The organism is Arthrobacter sp. HLT1-20, from assembly GCF_054510895.1.
Map to the genome: position 1 here is coordinate 23,188 of NZ_JBTNDR010000024.1, position 16,692 is coordinate 39,879.

Annotated in this window: 16 protein-coding genes; 15 read left to right on the forward strand and 1 reads right to left on the reverse strand. The window is 61.7% G+C overall.

Going from position 1 to position 16,692, the window contains the following annotated elements:
* Window positions 1-4: 4 nt before the first annotated feature.
* From ACX80Q_RS13065 to ACX80Q_RS13110, 10 genes are read left to right on the forward strand one after another with little or no spacing between them, the layout of a single operon-like run.
* Window positions 5-1,093: a mandelate racemase/muconate lactonizing enzyme family protein gene (locus ACX80Q_RS13065; RefSeq protein ID WP_459330961.1), complete on the forward strand. Its 1,089-nt coding sequence runs from the start codon at window positions 5-7 to the stop codon at window positions 1,091-1,093.
* On the forward strand, window positions 1,090-2,196 hold the full coding sequence (locus tag ACX80Q_RS13070) for an ABC transporter permease (RefSeq protein ID WP_459330962.1): 1,107 nt from the start codon (window positions 1,090-1,092) through the stop codon (window positions 2,194-2,196). Before ACX80Q_RS13065 ends, ACX80Q_RS13070 begins: the two co-directional genes overlap by 4 nt.
* The gene (locus ACX80Q_RS13075) at window positions 2,193-3,239 is read left to right on the forward strand and encodes an ABC transporter permease (protein ID WP_459330963.1); all 1,047 of its coding nucleotides are present in this window, start codon (window positions 2,193-2,195) and stop codon (window positions 3,237-3,239) included. The genes ACX80Q_RS13070 and ACX80Q_RS13075 overlap by 4 nt, the downstream gene beginning before the upstream one ends.
* Window positions 3,236-4,753 carry a sugar ABC transporter ATP-binding protein gene (locus ACX80Q_RS13080; RefSeq protein ID WP_459330964.1) on the forward strand — a complete coding sequence of 506 codons (1,518 nt, stop codon included), beginning with the start codon at window positions 3,236-3,238 and terminating at the stop codon, window positions 4,751-4,753. Before ACX80Q_RS13075 ends, ACX80Q_RS13080 begins: the two co-directional genes overlap by 4 nt.
* A gap of 12 nt (window positions 4,754-4,765) precedes the next feature.
* Entirely contained in the window at window positions 4,766-5,095 is a 330-nt protein-coding gene (locus tag ACX80Q_RS13085) for an L-rhamnose mutarotase (protein WP_459330965.1), read from the forward strand.
* Window positions 5,092-5,940 (forward strand): amidohydrolase family protein, encoded by an 849-nt coding sequence (locus ACX80Q_RS13090; RefSeq protein ID WP_459330966.1) that lies wholly within the window; start codon window positions 5,092-5,094, stop codon window positions 5,938-5,940. The genes ACX80Q_RS13085 and ACX80Q_RS13090 overlap by 4 nt, the downstream gene beginning before the upstream one ends.
* Window positions 5,930-6,910, forward strand: a complete 981-nt coding sequence (locus ACX80Q_RS13095) for an aldo/keto reductase (RefSeq protein WP_459330967.1) — start codon at window positions 5,930-5,932, stop codon at window positions 6,908-6,910. Before ACX80Q_RS13090 ends, ACX80Q_RS13095 begins: the two co-directional genes overlap by 11 nt.
* Window positions 6,907-7,767 carry a fumarylacetoacetate hydrolase family protein gene (locus tag ACX80Q_RS13100; protein WP_459330968.1) on the forward strand — a complete coding sequence of 287 codons (861 nt, stop codon included), beginning with the start codon at window positions 6,907-6,909 and terminating at the stop codon, window positions 7,765-7,767. Before ACX80Q_RS13095 ends, ACX80Q_RS13100 begins: the two co-directional genes overlap by 4 nt.
* Window positions 7,768-8,520, forward strand: a complete 753-nt coding sequence (locus tag ACX80Q_RS13105; RefSeq protein ID WP_459330969.1) for an SDR family NAD(P)-dependent oxidoreductase — start codon at window positions 7,768-7,770, stop codon at window positions 8,518-8,520.
* 52 nt (window positions 8,521-8,572) lie between these two features.
* Window positions 8,573-9,916, forward strand: a complete 1,344-nt coding sequence (locus ACX80Q_RS13110; RefSeq protein WP_459330970.1) for an alpha-L-fucosidase — start codon at window positions 8,573-8,575, stop codon at window positions 9,914-9,916.
* Here ACX80Q_RS13110 and ACX80Q_RS13115 read toward each other — a convergent pair.
* The gene (locus ACX80Q_RS13115; RefSeq protein WP_459330991.1) at window positions 9,913-11,109 is read right to left on the reverse strand and encodes an ROK family protein; all 1,197 of its coding nucleotides are present in this window, start codon (window positions 11,107-11,109) and stop codon (window positions 9,913-9,915) included. The two genes, ACX80Q_RS13110 and ACX80Q_RS13115, sit on opposite strands and share 4 nt — an antisense overlap.
* Before the next feature lie 121 nt (window positions 11,110-11,230).
* Between ACX80Q_RS13115 and ACX80Q_RS13120 the strand changes: the two genes are divergently transcribed.
* Genes ACX80Q_RS13120 through ACX80Q_RS13140 form a run of 5 tightly spaced genes read left to right on the forward strand, consistent with a single transcriptional unit; the run spans window position 11,231 to window position 16,658 of the window.
* Complete coding sequence (locus tag ACX80Q_RS13120; RefSeq protein ID WP_459330971.1) at window positions 11,231-12,526, forward strand: ABC transporter substrate-binding protein; 1,296 nt, start codon at window positions 11,231-11,233, stop codon at window positions 12,524-12,526.
* Window positions 12,527-12,575: 49 nt separating this feature from the next.
* Entirely contained in the window at window positions 12,576-13,508 is a 933-nt protein-coding gene (locus ACX80Q_RS13125; RefSeq protein WP_459330972.1) for a carbohydrate ABC transporter permease, read from the forward strand.
* Window positions 13,501-14,406, forward strand: coding sequence for a carbohydrate ABC transporter permease (locus tag ACX80Q_RS13130; RefSeq protein WP_459330973.1), 906 nt, complete (start codon window positions 13,501-13,503; stop codon window positions 14,404-14,406). Before ACX80Q_RS13125 ends, ACX80Q_RS13130 begins: the two co-directional genes overlap by 8 nt.
* Before the next feature lie 33 nt (window positions 14,407-14,439).
* Window positions 14,440-15,780, forward strand: a complete 1,341-nt coding sequence (locus ACX80Q_RS13135; protein ID WP_459330974.1) for an alpha-L-fucosidase — start codon at window positions 14,440-14,442, stop codon at window positions 15,778-15,780.
* Window positions 15,777-16,658, forward strand: coding sequence for an ROK family protein (locus ACX80Q_RS13140; protein ID WP_459330975.1), 882 nt, complete (start codon window positions 15,777-15,779; stop codon window positions 16,656-16,658). Before ACX80Q_RS13135 ends, ACX80Q_RS13140 begins: the two co-directional genes overlap by 4 nt.
* Window positions 16,659-16,692 lie beyond the last annotated feature (34 nt).

Here is a 16,692-nt window from a genome sequence, read left to right on the forward strand (position 1 = left end):
CACCATGCCACGCATCACCCACGCCCGTGCCTACCTTGTGGATCTCGAAGTTGAGACAGTAAGGACTGACGCCGTCCAGAGTTTCCTGAAGCAGGAGACCATCTTTGTTGAGCTTAAGACCGACGACGGCCTCAGCGGCCTCGGCTACTCGTACACCATTGGCACCGGCGGTTCCGCCGTTCAGTCCATGCTGCGCGAGCACCTGGTGCCGCGCCTGGTGGGCATGGACGCGAACAACATTGAACAAATTTGGATGGATCTGTTCGCCTCCACCCGGGCAACCACAACAGGTGCCATCACCTCCTTGGCGCTGGCCGCCGTAGACACTGCTCTGTGGGATTTGAAGTCCAAGCGGGCCGCGGCGCCGTTGTGGCAGGTGGCCGGCGGCTTCCGCCAGGACGTGCCGCTGTATGACACCGAGGGTGGCTGGCTGCACCTGACCACTGACGAATTGGTCAGCTCGGCCAAGGCGTCGCAGGCTGCGGGCTGGCCGGGGCTGAAAGTCAAGATTGGCAAGCCGCACGTGTCCGAGGACGTGGAGCGCCTGCGTGCCGTGCGTGACGCCGTCGGGCCCCGCATGGACATCATGGTGGACGCCAACCAATCCATGACGGGCCCGGAGTCCATCCGACGGGCCCGCGCACTGGAGCCGCTAGACATCTTCTGGATTGAGGAGCCCATGCCAGCCGACGACGTCTCCGGACACGTGCGCCTGGCCGAAGCCACCTCCATTCCCGTGGCAGTGGGGGAGTCCATGTACTCAGTGGCCCAGTTCCGCGAATACCTCCAGCGCGGCGCCGCGGGCATTGTGCAAGTTGATGTGGCCCGCATTGGCGGCATCACCCCGTGGCTGAAGGTGGCCCACTTGGCCGAGGCCTTCAACGTGGCAGTCTGCCCGCACTTCCTCATGGAACTGCACGTCAGCCTGCTGGCAGCCATCCCCAACGGCCGCTACGTGGAACACATTCCGCAGCTGCGCGCCATCACTAGGAGCGAGATGACGATTGCCAACGGTCGCGCGTTGGCGCCCAACACCCCCGGCCTGGGCATCGACTGGGACATGGATGAGATTGATAAGAGGGTGGTTGCATGACACACACAGGAAACCCTGCCGGCGCCGTGAAGCGCCGGCAGGGCATTGACATAAAGCGGTATCTCACCTCACCGCAGTCCTTTTTGGTGCTCATCATTCTGGTCCTGGTGGGCGTCATTGGTGCCACCAAGCCAAACGCCTTCAACGGTGCGTTTGTCGTTGCGCCGCTGCTCACCAGCATCGCCATCTTCACCATTGTGGGGCTGGCTCAAATGATGGTGCTGTCCATTGGGCAGATGAACATCGCCGTGGGCAACATGGCTGCCTTTGGTGCCATGTTCACGGGCATGGCCTTTGACTTGTGGAAGATGCCCTTCCTGGTGGGCCTCATCGTGGGGCTGGCGGCTGGCGCCTTCATTGGCGGGGCCACGGGCTGGATCATCGCAAAAACTGGCGTGAATTCCTTCATTGTCACCCTTGCCATGAGCTTCGCCCTCCTGGGCCTTGTCCCCACCGTCTATTCCACGCTTAGCCCCGGATCCGCCTTCACGCTCAAGCCCGACGGCATGGAGTTCCTGGGCCGCGGCACATTCCTGGATGTCTGCATGGTGGGATATTGCGGACCCGCAGCCATTCCCGTCATGCTGGTCCCCGTGCTGGTGGTGGTGATCCTGGTGGGCGCCCTGTACAGCAGGACAAAACTGGGCCGCGAAATCCTATTGACCGGCGCCAACATCAAGGCCGCAGAGCTTTCCGCCATCCCCACCAACAAGCGCGTGGTCCTTGTCCACGCCATCTCCGGTGCACTTGCCTCCTTTGCCGGCATTCTGCTGGCGACCAGCACGGGTTCCTTCACCCCCGCCATCGGCAACGAGTTCATGCTGCAGTCCTTCCTGGGGCCGATCCTGGGTGGCACCCTGCTGGCGGGCGGCTACATCTCCGTAACGGGCACCTTCTTGGGCATCACCTTGGCCCTGTTGATCCGTCGCGGCCTGGAACTTTTCGGAGCGGGCATCGAAATGCTCAACATCTTCCTGGGCCTGATCCTGCTGGTCGCGCTGTCCGCCGAGCGGATCCGCACCGTCCGCCGTCGCAAGCCGAGCGAAACGCCACCGGACACACCCAACAGCCAAGAAGCTATCCCGAGCGGAGCAAGCGCATGAAATTCAAACTGCCCGCATCCATGGGATCCCAATACCTTGTCCTCATCGCCACGATTGTCCTTGGCGCAATCCTGCTGGGCGTGTCCTCGGGCGGCAACTTTTTTGGCCCCGTCTCGATGCAGACGTTCTTCCAGTTCCTGGCCGTGCCCATCCTGATCGGTCTGGCCCAGATGATCACACTCGCCGTGGGACAGCTGAACCTGGCCATCGGCGCCATCGGCGGCGTGGCAGCCTGCCTGGCCGCCGTCATGGTGGCCGACTGGGGCTTCAACCCCTGGCTGGGCGGCCTGGTTTGCGTGGTGGTCGGCGCTATTGCGGGCATGGCCAACGGCATCCTGGTGGTCGCCACCAAGATCAACGGCTTCATCGTCACCCTGGCCACCATGACAGTTTTGCTCGGCGTACAGTACGCGCTGGTCAACACCCGCACCATCTCGGCGGACAACTGGGCGCCCGTGGCCGCCCTGGGCAAGGCCAGCTGGTTCGGCCTGCCCGCCATCTTCGTGATAGCCATCATTGTGGCCGTTCTGGTGGGATTGGCGTTCAAATATACGACGACGGGCCGTCACCTTCTCGCCAGCGGTGACAATGAGCATGCCGCCACCTTGGCAGGCATCTCCAACGACCGCAGCTTGACCATCGCCCACGGCGCCTCCGGCCTCATCGCCGGGTTCGCGGGCTTTATCTCCTTCGCCTCGCTGCCCGGCGTGAACCAGAGCGTTGGCGGCGACTGGCTGCTTTCCAGCTTTGCCGCACCCATCATTGGCGGGGTGTCCCTGACGGGTGGCACGGTGGCCGTCTTCGGCACAGTCCTGGCCGCCTTTGTGGTCAGGCTTGTGGACAGTGCACGCGCGGAATTCCAGCTGGCACCCGCCTGGGTGAACCTGGTCATTGGTGCCGTCATCCTGGGCACTGTGGCGTTGGGCCGCCTGCGCGAATCCAGAGAATCCACCAAGGCCGGCATGCTGCGCGCCAGGGTTGCCAACCACCGCAACAACGCACCAACTAGTGCGGACAAGGTATCCGAAGGGGCACACTCATGAGCACTCCCATCCTTCAAGCACGCAATGTCACCAAGACGTACCCCGGCGTCAAGGCCCTGGACGCCGTGAACTTAACGCTGGCAGGAGGCGAAATCCATGCCCTGCTGGGCGAGAATGGCGCCGGCAAATCCACTCTCATCAAATACCTGACGGGTGTGCACCAGGCCGATTCCGGCAAGCTCCTCATTGGCGGGATTGAACAAAAGTTCGCCAACCCCTCGGCGTCCTCGGCCGCAGGGGTGGGAGTTGTTCACCAGGAACGCAATGTGATCCGCGAATTCACTGTGGCGGAGAACATTGTGCTCAGCCGCACGCCCAAGCGGTTTGGCTTCATCGACTGGAAAAAGGTGAACTCTGAAGCCGCCCGATGCCTGGCGCTGCTGGACTTTGACATTGACCCGGGCACGCCCATTTCAAGCCTGTCCTCGGCCCAGATCCAGCTCGTGGAGATTGCCCGCGCCCTCTACACGGACACCAAGGTCCTGCTCCTGGACGAACCCACGGCCTCCATCAGTGATGCCGAGGCCGCGAAGCTGTTCACGGTGATCCACCGGTTGAAGGATGACGGCGCGGCCATCCTCTTTGTGAGTCACAAACTTGACGAGGTGTATGCCCACTGCGACACAGTCACTGTGCTGCGGGATGGAAAAACCGTGCTCAGCGACGCCGCGTTAGCGGACCACCCGCATGATGTTGTTGTCAACATCATGGTGGGCCGTTCACTGGCATCCCTGGTGACGCCTGAGCGTTCGGTGGATACCGCCGTCGCGCCTGTTCTAGAACTTCGCAACGTGACCACGACGGCGGGCCACGGCGGCATTTCCTTGGACGTGCGCCCCGGAGAAATCCTGGGCCTGTACGGCCTGGTGGGTGCGGGGCGCACCGAACTGGCGCACGCCATTCTGGGCCGGGAACGCATCACAGAGGGTGAGCTGCTGGTCAACGGCACGCCCGCCAGGATCCGCTCAGTGCGGGACGCCCTGCATGAATACGGCATTGGCTACGTCACCGAAAGTCGTAAGGAGGAGGGCGTTTTCCTGGACCAGACCATCACCCGCAACGTTGCTGCCACCACGTGGGGCAAGCTGGCCGGTCCGCTGGGTGTCGTGAAGGCCGGTGCTGAGCGCGCCATGGTCCAGAAGTATGTTGACGAACTTGGCATCAAGGTTTCTTCCCAGGACCAGCTGGCCGGGCAGCTTTCCGGCGGCAACCAGCAAAAGGTGTCGCTGGCAAAGTGGCTGGCGGCCAACCCGAAGATCCTGATCATCGATGAACCCACCATCGGCATTGATGTGCGCACAAAACGGTCCTTCTACGAGCTGATTTGGGGCCTGGCTGACAAGGGACTTGCCATCCTGCTGATCTCCAGTGACTTGGCGGAGATGATCACCCTGGCGGACCGAATTGCCGTCATGGACTCTTTCACCTTGGCTGGAACCGTTGAAAACACCCACGACTACGACACCATGAGCCAGGACGTGATCCGCATGATCCACGCCAAGGCACTGGTTTAAGGGAGGGTCGGCATGCGCGAGCGCCATCTTCAAATCATTGGCTTGAAGCCCCAGTACCGCGAGGAGTACGTCAGGCTGCACCGCCAGGTGTGGACGGAAGTTCAGGAACGGCTGCGGGCCAGCAACATTGAGAACTACACCATTTTCAACCACGGCGACCTGCTGCTGGGCTATTTCGAGTACACAGGCAGCGACTACGCCACAGACATGGCGGCCATGGCCGCCGACCCTGCCACGCAGGATTGGTGGAAGCTGACGGACCCCTGCCAGCAGCCGCTGCCCGAGGCGCTGGCCGCGGGAACGCAGTGGTCAGACGCCGAAGAGGTATGGCGTCTTCCATGAGGATTGACGCCCACGCCCATGTGTGGCGGAGGTCCCGGACCCCGCAGCCCTGGATTGACCCGGTGGAAAAGGCTGTTCTGGACCGTGACTTCATGCTGGCTGAGCTTGTTGACATGCAGGCAGCCGCTGGCGTTGACGCCTCCGTGCTGGTCCAGAGCGCCAACTCGGCCCAAGAAACTCGGGATCTGTTGGCCATGGCCAAGCACCCCGCCGTGGCGGGTGTTGTTGGCTGGGTGGACCTGTTGCTGCCCGTGGCACAGCAGCTGCAGGAGTACGGGCCTGCCATCGCGGCAGGCGAGCTATTTGGCATCAGGCACCTGATCCATCAGGATCCGGACTCTCTGTGGATGACCCGGCCGGAGCTTACAGCAGGGTTGAGGGAGCTGGCCAGGCATGGTTTGGTCTTTGACCTGGTGCTGCGCCCCGAGCAGATCCCCATGGCCACCGGCCTGGTCAAGGACCAACCGCAGACACAATTTGTGGTGGACCACCTGGGTAAACCGCCAATAGCCAGCGGTGATCTGGAGGCGTGGCGCAGGGACATTGCGGCACTGGGTTCCCTGCCAAATGTCACGGCCAAGTTGTCCGGCTTGACCACCGAGGCGGACTGGAAAATGTGGACAGCAGAGCAAGTGGGTGCCGCCGTCGACCACGCCCTTGAGGTGTTTGGGCCTCACCGTCTCATGTTCGGAAGTGACTGGCCCGTGGCCTTGCTGGCCGGGCAGGAACGGACCTGGCCGGAACTGCTTTCCCAACTGTGCGGGCACCTAGACGGTGACTCCCAGGCTGCAATTTTTGGCGGCACTGCACAAGAAATCTACAAAGGATCAACTCGTGAAAAGTAACAACATTGTGGGCAGCGCGGTCCATGTGACGGAGCTTGGCTTTGGCGCCGCCGGACTGGGAAATCTGCAAACGTCCATTACAGATGCGGACGCCGCCCAAGCCGTTGAGCAGGCCTGGACCGAAGGGATCCGGTACTTCGACACAGCCCCACACTATGGTCTGGGGCTGTCCGAGCGTCGGCTCGGGGCTGCGCTGGGGGACAAGCCGCGGGATGAGTTTGTCGTCTCCACCAAGGTGGGCAGACTGCTGCTGCCTCATGACGCACCCACCGAGCGGGATAACAACATTTTCGAGGTTCCGGGGGATTTCAAACGGGTGTGGGACTTTTCCCGTGATGGCATCCTGCGCAGCGTTGAAGCCAGCCTGGAACGGTTGGGTCTGGACCGCATCGACATCCTGTACCTTCACGATCCCGACGTTTCAGGGGACCCCAACGCCACCCAAACCGGCGCCAAAGCGCTCATCGAGTTGCGGGAGCAGGGCGTTTTAGACGCAGTGGGTATCGGCTCCAACAGCAGCGCCGCAGTGGTTCACGCCTTCAAGACCACTGACATCGACACTGCCATGCTGGCCGGGCGGTACACACTGCTTGAACGCCATGGCGCCGATGAGGTCTTCGCTGCGGCGGGGGAGCGCAGCGTGATCATGGCCAGCCCCTTCAACTCCGGGATTCTGGCCCGTCCGCGCCCACTGCCTGGTGCATTCATGGACTACGCCCCGGCACCGGCGAGCGTGCTCGCGGAAGCCAACCGCCTCGCAGACCTGGCCGAACGCTTTGGCGGGACCCTGCCGCAGGCGGCCTTGCAATTCCCGCTCAGGCCGGAGCAGGTAGCCAGCGTGGTGGTGGGCATGCGCAGGGCGCCCCAGGTCACGTCCAACGTGGAACTGCTGGGCCGTGCATTGCCGGATGAATTTTGGCACTCACTGACAGATTTTGACATCACCAATCAAGGGACACAGGAACCATGAAATTTGCAAGGATCGGAAACCTCAATGAGGAGATTCCGGTGGTCATCGCCGAGCAACACTATGACATCCGCGCCATCGCTGCCGACATCAACGGCGAGTTCTTCGCCAGCGGCGGCGTGGACAAGGTGCGCGCTGCGCTGGCCGCCGGTGAACTGCCCGTGGTGGCGGCCGACGGCGGCCGGCTGGGTTCGCCCATGGCCCGCCCCGGAGCCGTGGTGTGCGTGGGCATGAACTATGCGGCGCACGCTGCAGAGTCGGGCTCAGCCCCGCCCGAGTTCCCCATCGTGTTCCTGAAAACCCCCAACACTGTTGCAGGCCCGGATGACGCAGTTCAGATTCCGCGCAACAGCAACAAAACCGACTGGGAGGTTGAGCTGGGCATCGTGATCGGCAAGAAGGCGCTGTACCTGGACTCGGTGGCGGATTCGGCCGAGCACATTGCCGGATTCGTGGTGGCCAATGACCTCTCCGAGAGGGAGTTCCAGCTGGAAATCTCCGGCGGCCAGTGGTCCAAGGGCAAGTGTGCCCCCGGCTTCAACCCGACGGGGCCCTGGCTGGTCACTCCCGAGGAGGTGGATCACAGGAATTTGCGCTTGCGCAGCTGGGTCAACGGGGAGAGCCGCCAGGACTCCAACACAGCGGATTTGATCTTCGACGTTGACTACATCATCTGGTACCTGAGCCAGTACATGGCGCTTGAGCCGGGTGACCTCATCCTGACGGGCACCCCGGAGGGTGTGGCACTGTCCGGCCGTTTTGAGTACCTCAAGGCCGGGGACGTTTGCGAGATTGAAATTACTGGTTTGGGCCGGCAGCGCCAGGAATTTGTGGCTGCCGCCAGCGAGAAGGGAAAATAAGTGAGCGAATTTGATGGCCTGGTGGCCATAGTGACAGGCGGCGCCTCCGGAATTGGTGCGGCAGTAGTGGATCGGCTCATGGAGGGCGGTGCCAGCGTTGCCATCTTTGACCTGAATCCGGGCGAGGTTGCGGAGGGAAATCTGGGCGTCCAGGTCAATGTGGCCGACGACGCCGCCGTGAGGGCCGGCGTCGAACAGGTGGTGGAACGCTATGGGCGCCTCGACATTGTGGTGAACAACGCGGGAATTGGTGCGCAGGGCTCCATTGCTGAGAACCCGGATGAGGAATGGCTGCGGGTGCTGGACATCAACGTGGTGGGCATTGCCCGGGTGACCCGCGCCGCCTTGCCGCACCTGGCGATGTCGCCGGCTGCAGCAGTGGTGAATACGTCCTCCATCGCCGCCACGGCGGGAATTCAGCAGCGCGCCCTGTACAGCGCATCCAAGGGCGCTGTACTGTCGCTGACCCGGGCCATGGCGGTGGATCACCTGCACCAGGGCATCCGGGTCAACTGTGTCAGTCCGGGCACGGCGGACACCCCATGGGTTGGCCGCCTCTTGGCTTCGGCCCCAGATCCGCAGGCAGAACGCGCCGCGTTGGAAGCCAGGCAGCCCCACGGCCGGCTGGTGCAGGCTGCGGAGATCGCCGACGCCGTTGCCTACCTTGCCAGCCCCCGTTCCGGTTCTACGACGGGCATTTCGCTGGCGGTCGACGGCGGGATGGATGCACTAAGGCTGCGCCCCAAGGCGTAACCCTCCAGCCCACCGCCGCACACCAGTATTTGAAGAGACTAGGGTAAAAGTTATGACAAACGACGTGGTTTGGGCCGACGAAAAGGTTCACGACCCCAAGGCCGAGGCGCCGTTGTCGCCCCAGGCCAAGGAACACACCGAGCAGTGGTTTAACCACGCAGGGCTGGGCATGTTCATTCACTACGACCATGCCAGCCAGCAGGGTCTGGAGGCCTCCTGGCCCCTGGTGGGCGGTGTGGCCGGACTCGGCTTCAGCCCCACCGGGCACGTTGCCGACTATCACCAATCGGCGGACACCTTTGATCCGGGCAATTGGGATCCGGCAGATTTGGCAAGCCAGGCTGCAGCGGCAGGGATGCGATATGCGGTGTTCACCGCGCGGCATCACAGCGGCTGGTCGGCGTGGCCGTCCCAGGCGAGTGAGCGGACCATTGCCTCCTCGCCATATGGCCAGCGTGGCGGTGACCTGGTCAAGGAATTCGTTGAAGCCTTCCGGGCACAGGGAATAAGGGTGGGACTCTACTACTCGCTCTCGGACTGGAACCATCCGGCCTACCCGGCCTTCACCGATGAGATGCGCCCCTATCAGCACGGCGCCTACCCCCGGGCCAGCGCGGATGATTGGGCTCTGTACCAGCAGTACCTCAAGGACCAGCTCACGGAATTGTTGACCTGGTACGGACCCATCGACCTGTTGTGGTTCGACGGCGAATGGGAACGCACCCGCGAGGAATGGGACTCCGCTGGGATTGAGCAGCACATCAGGTCCCTAGCCCCGAACATTGTCATCAATGACAGGCTCATTGGCAGCGGGGACTACCGGACGCCGGAACAGTTCATCCCCGCCCAACCGTTGACGGAGCCGTGGGAATGCTGCATGACCATGTGCAGCACCTGGAGCTACGTCCCCGATGACAAAAACTACAAGTCGTTGCATGAAATTGTGCGGACAGTGGTGGAGGTGGCGGCCAAGGGCGGCAACCTGCTGCTCAACGTGGGGCCCCGTGCCGACGGCAGTCTGGCGCCGGAACAAGCCGAGCTGTTGCGTGGCCTGGCCGCCTGGATGGAAGGTAGCAAGGAATCCGTCTTAGGCGTGGAGCCGGGGCTGGAGCCGTGGCAGTACTACGGGCCCAGCACAGCCGCAGCGCAGAGGATCTACCTCTTTGCGTTGGCGCAGCCGGTGGAAACAGTGACAGTGCGCAGTGTCCCGGTGCGCCGGGTCAAAAGCGTGCGACTGCTCAGCACGGGAGCGGACATCCCGTTCACCTTCCGGACCACCCTGGACGACAGGTACCTCAGCGACCCCGACGGCGAGCTGAACATCGATGTGACAGCCCTGGAGGCGGGCGCACTGGTGCCGGTGTTCGTTATTGAACTGGAGCCAGGCAAGGCCTAGGCGGGGGCGGGGGTCCCTGCCCTGCTGTGCAGTGGGACGTTGAGACTGATGGCGTTGTGCAGGGCCAGCCCCGCCGCCCCCACAGCGTCCTCGGACTCCGTCCAGGCCTTGACTGTGATGTCCAGGGGGAGCAGGAACTTCAGCACGGTTTCCTCCAGACCGCGTTGGAATCCCGTGTTGAGTTCCTGCCACAGGGAAGTGGTTTCCCCCGCTACAATGATGGTCCCAATGCCCAAGAGATTGACCACACCGCCAACGGAGCGGCCCAGTCTGTGCCCCAGGTCGGCCATGAAGTCAGCAAGCTCCGGACTGCCGTGGGCCAGGGCAGCTTGGAGTTGGGCCAGGGTTTGCGGTCCGGTGGCGTTGGGGGCGGACCGCAAGAGCTCATCCAGTCCGGCATAAACCTGCAGGCAGCCGTAGTTTCCGCAGACGCACATGGGCCCGTTGGGGTCGATGGACATGTGACCGAACTCGGTGGAGGAGCCGCCGGAACCACAAAAGACCCTGCGGCGGTTCACTATGCCCAAACCAACACCGTAGCCAAGCCCCAGCAACAGAAAGTCATCCTTGTTGCGGCCCAGTCCAAAGCTGACCTCACGCGTGGACTGGGCAAAAAGGTCGTTGGAAACAAACACGGGCAGATTTACGGCATGCTGGAGCTCGGCACCGAGGTTGAAGTCGCGCCAATTCAGTGTTGTGGAAATGCGCACTGTTGACAGGGCCTGGTCCACGGCACCGGACACTGAGATGCCAACTGCCACAACGCGCTCGGGAAAAGCCAGTGCTGCGCGTTGGGTTTCAATGACTGTCTTGAACTGGGCCAGCACTGCCGCAGCCGGATCAAAGGCAGCTGTCTCCGAGCCCACAATGGTGCCATCGATGAGCATGGTCACGGCGAGCAAACTTGTGGGGGCGACGCTGATGCCTATCACCACTGCAGCCTCGGGAACCAGCTCAACGGGAACACGCGGCCGGCCAGCCCCGGTTCGGGGGTCTGCCGCCAACTCGCGGACATAGCCATCGGTCATCAATTTGCGCACCTGGGCTGTGACTGTGGCAGGTCCCAGCGCCAGCCGCTTGGCTATTTCGCTGCGGCTCAGCTGGCCAACTTGGCCCAGGATGCCCAGAATTTCGGCGCGGCTGATGGCGTCGCGCGTTGGACTCGTGTGTGGTCTAACCCGTGTGGATGAAATTGATGCCCCCTATTGACTGCAACCAGCAACTGTGATTATCCTAACATTACGCCATTAATTCGGCGCCGAATTAATTATATGCCCAGGGCCCTTGAGCCTTTGGTCCTGACAAAGGATTGATATGAAATTAGCAAAGAAGCTAACAGCATTCGCCCTCGGCGGAGCACTCGTGCTTGGTGCCTCAGCTTGCAGCCCCTCCACTTCTTCCGACGCCGGCAACGGCGCCGCTGCCGGGAATGTCACTCTCGACTGGTCGTTCTGGGCCCAGGGCGACGAGGGCAACAAGACGTGGAAGGACCTGGCCGATCAAGTCACAGCCAAGTACCCCAACATCAAGATCAACCTCACCACGGCCCCCTTCGCCGACTACTTCACCAAGTTGCAGTCCCAGCTGGCCTCCGGAACCGCGCCGTGCATTGTGAGCATGCAAAGTCTTCGCCTGCCGGCCTTCGCCAAGGCCATGACACCCATTGACGGCGACCTGGCCAAGGCCGCCGGATTCACCGAGAGCGAGTGGGACGGCGGGGCATTGAAGGCCCTGCAGAATGGCGACAAGCAGTACGCGCTTCCCTACGGCCTCTCCACCATGCTCATGTACTACAACAAGGACGCGTTCAAGGCTGCCGGTGTTGACGAGCCCAAGGATGGCTGGACCACCGACGAGTTCGTGAGCGCTGCAGAGAAGATCACCAAGTCAAGCGGCAAGCCCGCCTTTGGCCAGTCCTTCTCCGATCTGCACATGTCAGCACAGCTTTTGGCCTTCAACGGTGCAAAGCCTGTTTCCGCAGATGGTGCCCTCCAGATGACGGACCCGGCCTTTGAATCAGCGTTTTCCTGGTACAGCAGTCTGGCTACAGAGAAGAAGGTCAGCAGCATTCCGGCAAGCTCCGCCGACGTCCCCTGGGGCGAGCAGCAGTTCGTGGCAGGCAACGTTGCCATGGCCGTTGACGGCTCATGGAACGTCAAGAGCAACGTCACAGATGCCGCCGGCTTCAAGGTTGGCGTGGTAACACTGCCGCAGGGGCCCGACGGCGCAGGCACGTTCTCAGCCAACTCCGGCTTCGGAATCTCCTCCACCTGCAAGAACAAGACCGAGGCCGCCCAGGCCATTGGTGTCCTCACGGATGCAACCTCACAAATGGCATCAGCCAACTCGGGCAACCAGCCAGCACGTACGGCAGCCATCCCGGCCTTCATCGACGGCCTGAAGAAGGACATCGATCCCACGAACCCCGGCTACTCCGAGCAGGTTGCCGCAGTCACCAAGGCATCCTCGGCCAAGGCTGTCCCGTTCATCAGCACCAGCAACTGGGACAAGGTCACCAAACTGATGGCCCAGCAGTTCCAGCAGGCATTCTCCGGCAAGATCACGCCGTCGGACGCGCTGAAAAATGTGCAGGAAAGTGGAGCTAAGTAACTCGTGAAAACTCTTCCGCACATCATCGCCGTAGCAGAAAGGCACTCCCTTGACGGCAATAACAACTAGAACTGTGCCCCGGCAGGACCACAAGCCTGCTGCGCCGAGGAAGCGGAAGAAGAATGACTCTCGCGCGGCGCTGGGGTTCCTGACCCCCAGCGCCGTGGGGATGACTGTATTCATCCTGCTGCCCACCATCTTGGCGATTGCCACAAGCTTCTTCCACTGGCCCACCTTTGGCGAGATCAGCTTTGCCGGGCTGGATAACTACCGCGACCTGTTTGCACCCGGCAGTCAATTCACCGCAGCACTGGTCAATACAATTGTTTTCACGCTTTTGATTGTTCCCATCAACTTGGTGCTGACACTCTCCACAGCATTTTGGGTTGCCAGCAGCCGGTTCAGCCGCCTGTACAGGGTGCTCTTCTTCCTTCCGGTGGTCACCCCCACGGTGGCAACGGCCGTCATCTGGAAGCTCATCTACCAGCCCAACGGCATTGTTGATTCCACCATGGCCTCACTCTTTGGGGTTCACATCCCCAACCTTTTGGGCGACAGCAGCACGGCCCTGATTGCCGTCGTGGTTGTCATCATCTGGCAGGGGTTTGGCTACAACATGCTGATCTTCTCCGCCGCCATTGACCAGCTGCCCCAGGACATCATTGACGCCTCCATGCTGGACGGCGCTCATGGCCTCACACAGCTGCTGCGCATCAAGATTCCGCTGCTGACGCCGGCCATCTTCTTCGCCACAACAGTCACCATGATCTCGGCGTTCCAGCTATTTTCGGAGCCTTTCGTCATGACGGCAGGCGGGCCGGGAACCTCAACGGTGACGGTTGTCATGAACGTTTACCAAACAGCATTCCAAGACGGTGAACTCGGTGCCGCCGCGGCACCTGCCATCATTCTCTTTGTCTTGATCCTGATCGTCACGCTGGTGCAGTGGGTTGGTCAGAAGAAATGGGTCCACTATGACTAGTAATCAGCTCCAGGCCAGAACTGCCAGCAAGGACGCAGCCCCACGCAAGAATTCCACCGGCAGGGCAAGGTTCCGCTTCCGCCCGCTGAAACTAACCAGTGAAGTCCTGCTGGGCGTAGTTGTCCTGCTATTCCTGTTCCCCATCATCTTCACCTTCTTCTCAGCTCTGAAACCCAATGGCGAGATTTTTGCTCAACCGCCGTCATTGATTGGTTCGGAAATCCGGTGGCAGAACTTTGTTGAAGTTTTCAACTACACACCATTCCTGCGCTTCATCGTTAACGGCTTGATAGTCTCCCTGGCCGGAACCATCATTGTGGTTGCCGTTTCCTCGCTTGCCGCCTACAGCTTCGGCATCCTGAAGTGGCGCGGCAGGGACAAGTTCATGCTCCTGTACCTGGCCACCATGATGATCCCGCAAGAAGTTCTGGTCATCCCCATGTTCCTGCTCATGCAAAAACTGGGCTGGATCAACACCTGGCAGGCACTGATCCTGCCGTGGGCCTTCGGCGCATTCGGTGTATTCCTGCTGCGCCAATTCTTCGTCAACATCCCCTACGAGCTGGTGGAGGCCTCCCGCATGGACGGCTGCAGCCAGTGGCGAACATTCACCCGCATCATCTTGCCCCTGGCCAAGCCATCGCTGGCAGTGCTGGGTGTTTGGACGTTCATCACCTTCTGGAACAGCTTCCTGTGGCCGCTCATTGTGGTCAACGACGTCAATGAACTGGGCAACGTGTCCCTGGGCCTGCAAACCTTCTTCGGGGAGCACGGCAACTCGTGGAACCTGGTCATGGCGGCATCCGTCATAGCCATCCTGCCCACCTTGCTGCTGGTGATTGTCCTCCAGAAACACCTGGTCAAGGGCATCGCAACAGTCGGCCTCGCCGGACGCTGACCCCAGCTCTCTTCAACACACAAAAGGCATTCAATGATTAACTTTGAGGATCGTGTGGGGCCAGATTTTGGCGAACACAACCCCAGCTACCCTGACTGGGAATTCCCCGAGTGGCTGGCCCACGCAAAATTCGGCATCTTCGTCCACTGGGGTCTGTACTCGGTGCCGGCATGGGCGGAAGTTGCCGGCTCGCCAACCGCCGTCGAGGATGCCTACCGCGACCACCAGTATGCTGAGTGGTACGGCAATACGGTTCGGATCGAGGGCAGCAGCGCGCAGGCGTACCAGCGGGCCACTTTTGGTCCCGGCAGCAGCTACGAGGACCTGGCTGATGTCTGGCACGCTGAGAAGTTCGACGCCGATTCCACCCTTGAGTTGTTCCGCCAGGCAGGTGCCAAGTACGTTGTGCCAACGGCAAAGCACCATGATGGGTTTTGCCTGTGGGACACCGCCACCACTCCCTTCAACAGTGCAGCCCGCGGGCCGCGGCGGGACCTGATGGCGGAGTTCGCCCAGGCAACCCGCGCTGCGGGGCTGAAGTTTGGCGCCTACTATTCCGGTGCCCTGGACTGGCATGTCAGTGACTTCCGTGCCATCGATTCCGATCCTGACATTTTCCGCCTGCGCCGCAATGACGAAGACTTTGCCCGCTATTCCCATGCCCAGGCAGCAGAGCTCATCCAGAAGTTTGCCCCGGACATTCTGTGGAATGACATTGAATGGCCGGATGCCGGAAAGTCGGATGCCGACTTTGGTGTGGCAGCGCTGTTCAGGGAGTACCTGAGCGTTGTCCCGCAGGGAATTGTCAACGACAGGTGGGGTGTTCCCTCCCACGGCTACCTGACCCGTGAATACAGCGACATTGGCGGGCTCTCCGAGCAACATTGGGAGAGTTGCCGTGGGCTTGGCCGCTCCTTTGGCGTCAACCAGCAGGAAACCGAGGACGACGTTCTCAGCGTGGCCGAATTGGTCCAGCTGCTTGTCTCAGTGGTGTCCCGCAACGGAAATTTGCTGCTCAACATTGGGCTGGCCGCTGACGGCACAGTTCCGCAGATCTACCGCGAACGGCTGCTCGGACTGGGTGCCTGGTTGGAAAACAACGGGGATGCCATCTACAGCACCACACCCTGGCCGGGCCAGCTCACTGATGAGCAGCAAAAGCACTACGCCGTGACTGTGGGCGGCAACGCCACCTACTTGTGTGTTCTCACTCCACTGGAACACCTGCCGCCTGCACCCGTGGACTTCGCAGGTGGAACATGGCTGGGAACAACCGAGAATATTGGAGAAACGCTGGAGGTTCCTGCAGCCCTGACACCGCAGGCCGTGGCAGTGTTGCGAATTCCGCACCCGCCGGCGGATACGCGGCCATGACGGGCGATTTGTGGATAGGTGTGGACATTGGCGGCACCAAGATTGCCGCCGGCACAGTCGACACTGATGGGCGCGTTGTGGCCCGCGCCCAGCTGCCCACGCCCGAGGGGGAAGTCGCCATAGCCCGGACAGTGGCGGCGGTTATTGCCGAACTCAAGGGTCCCGTGAACGGAGCTGTTGTTGGCGTTGCCGTGCCAGGTTATGTGTCCACCGACCACCGTTCGGTGCTGTACGCGGCGAATTTGGAGCTTGAGAACACCCTGCTGGCCGATTTGATTGAAGCCCGGCTGGATGTCAGGTGTCTTGTCATCAATGACGCCAATGCTGCGCTCTGGGCCGAGCACAAGTTTGGTGCAGCCCGGAACCAGCAGAACGTGGCCATGGTGACAGTGGGAACCGGCATTGGCGGGGGGCTGCTCGTCAATGGGCAGTTGGTGGTTGGGGCCAACGGTTGGGCCGGTGAAATAGGGCACATGGTGGTTGACCCCGGGGGCAGGGCCTGCGGCTGTGGAAGCCGCGGCTGCCTGGACAGGTACGCCAGTGGCAGTGCCCTGACCATGGAAGCCCGGACGCCCGAAGACTTTGCCGAGATTGCGCACTGGCTGGGTTTTGGGCTGAGCCAGGTGTCCATGCTCCTGGATCCCGGGCTGGTGCTGCTAGGCGGTGGAGTGAGCGCGGCCGGCGAGGCCTTGGCTCAACCAACACGCACCCGCTTGGCTGAATTGCTGGCCGAACATGGGCGCGATACAGCTCCGCTGGTCCGCTCAGCCCAGCTGGGGCCCGATGCCGGGTTCATTGGTGCCGCAGCTTACGCGGCAGACCATGTGGCAGCCGCCGTCGGGCACGAATCCCTGCTGAGCAACGGAACCATGAACTAGACGAAGCACGAACTAGAGAAAACAGGAGAGTCCC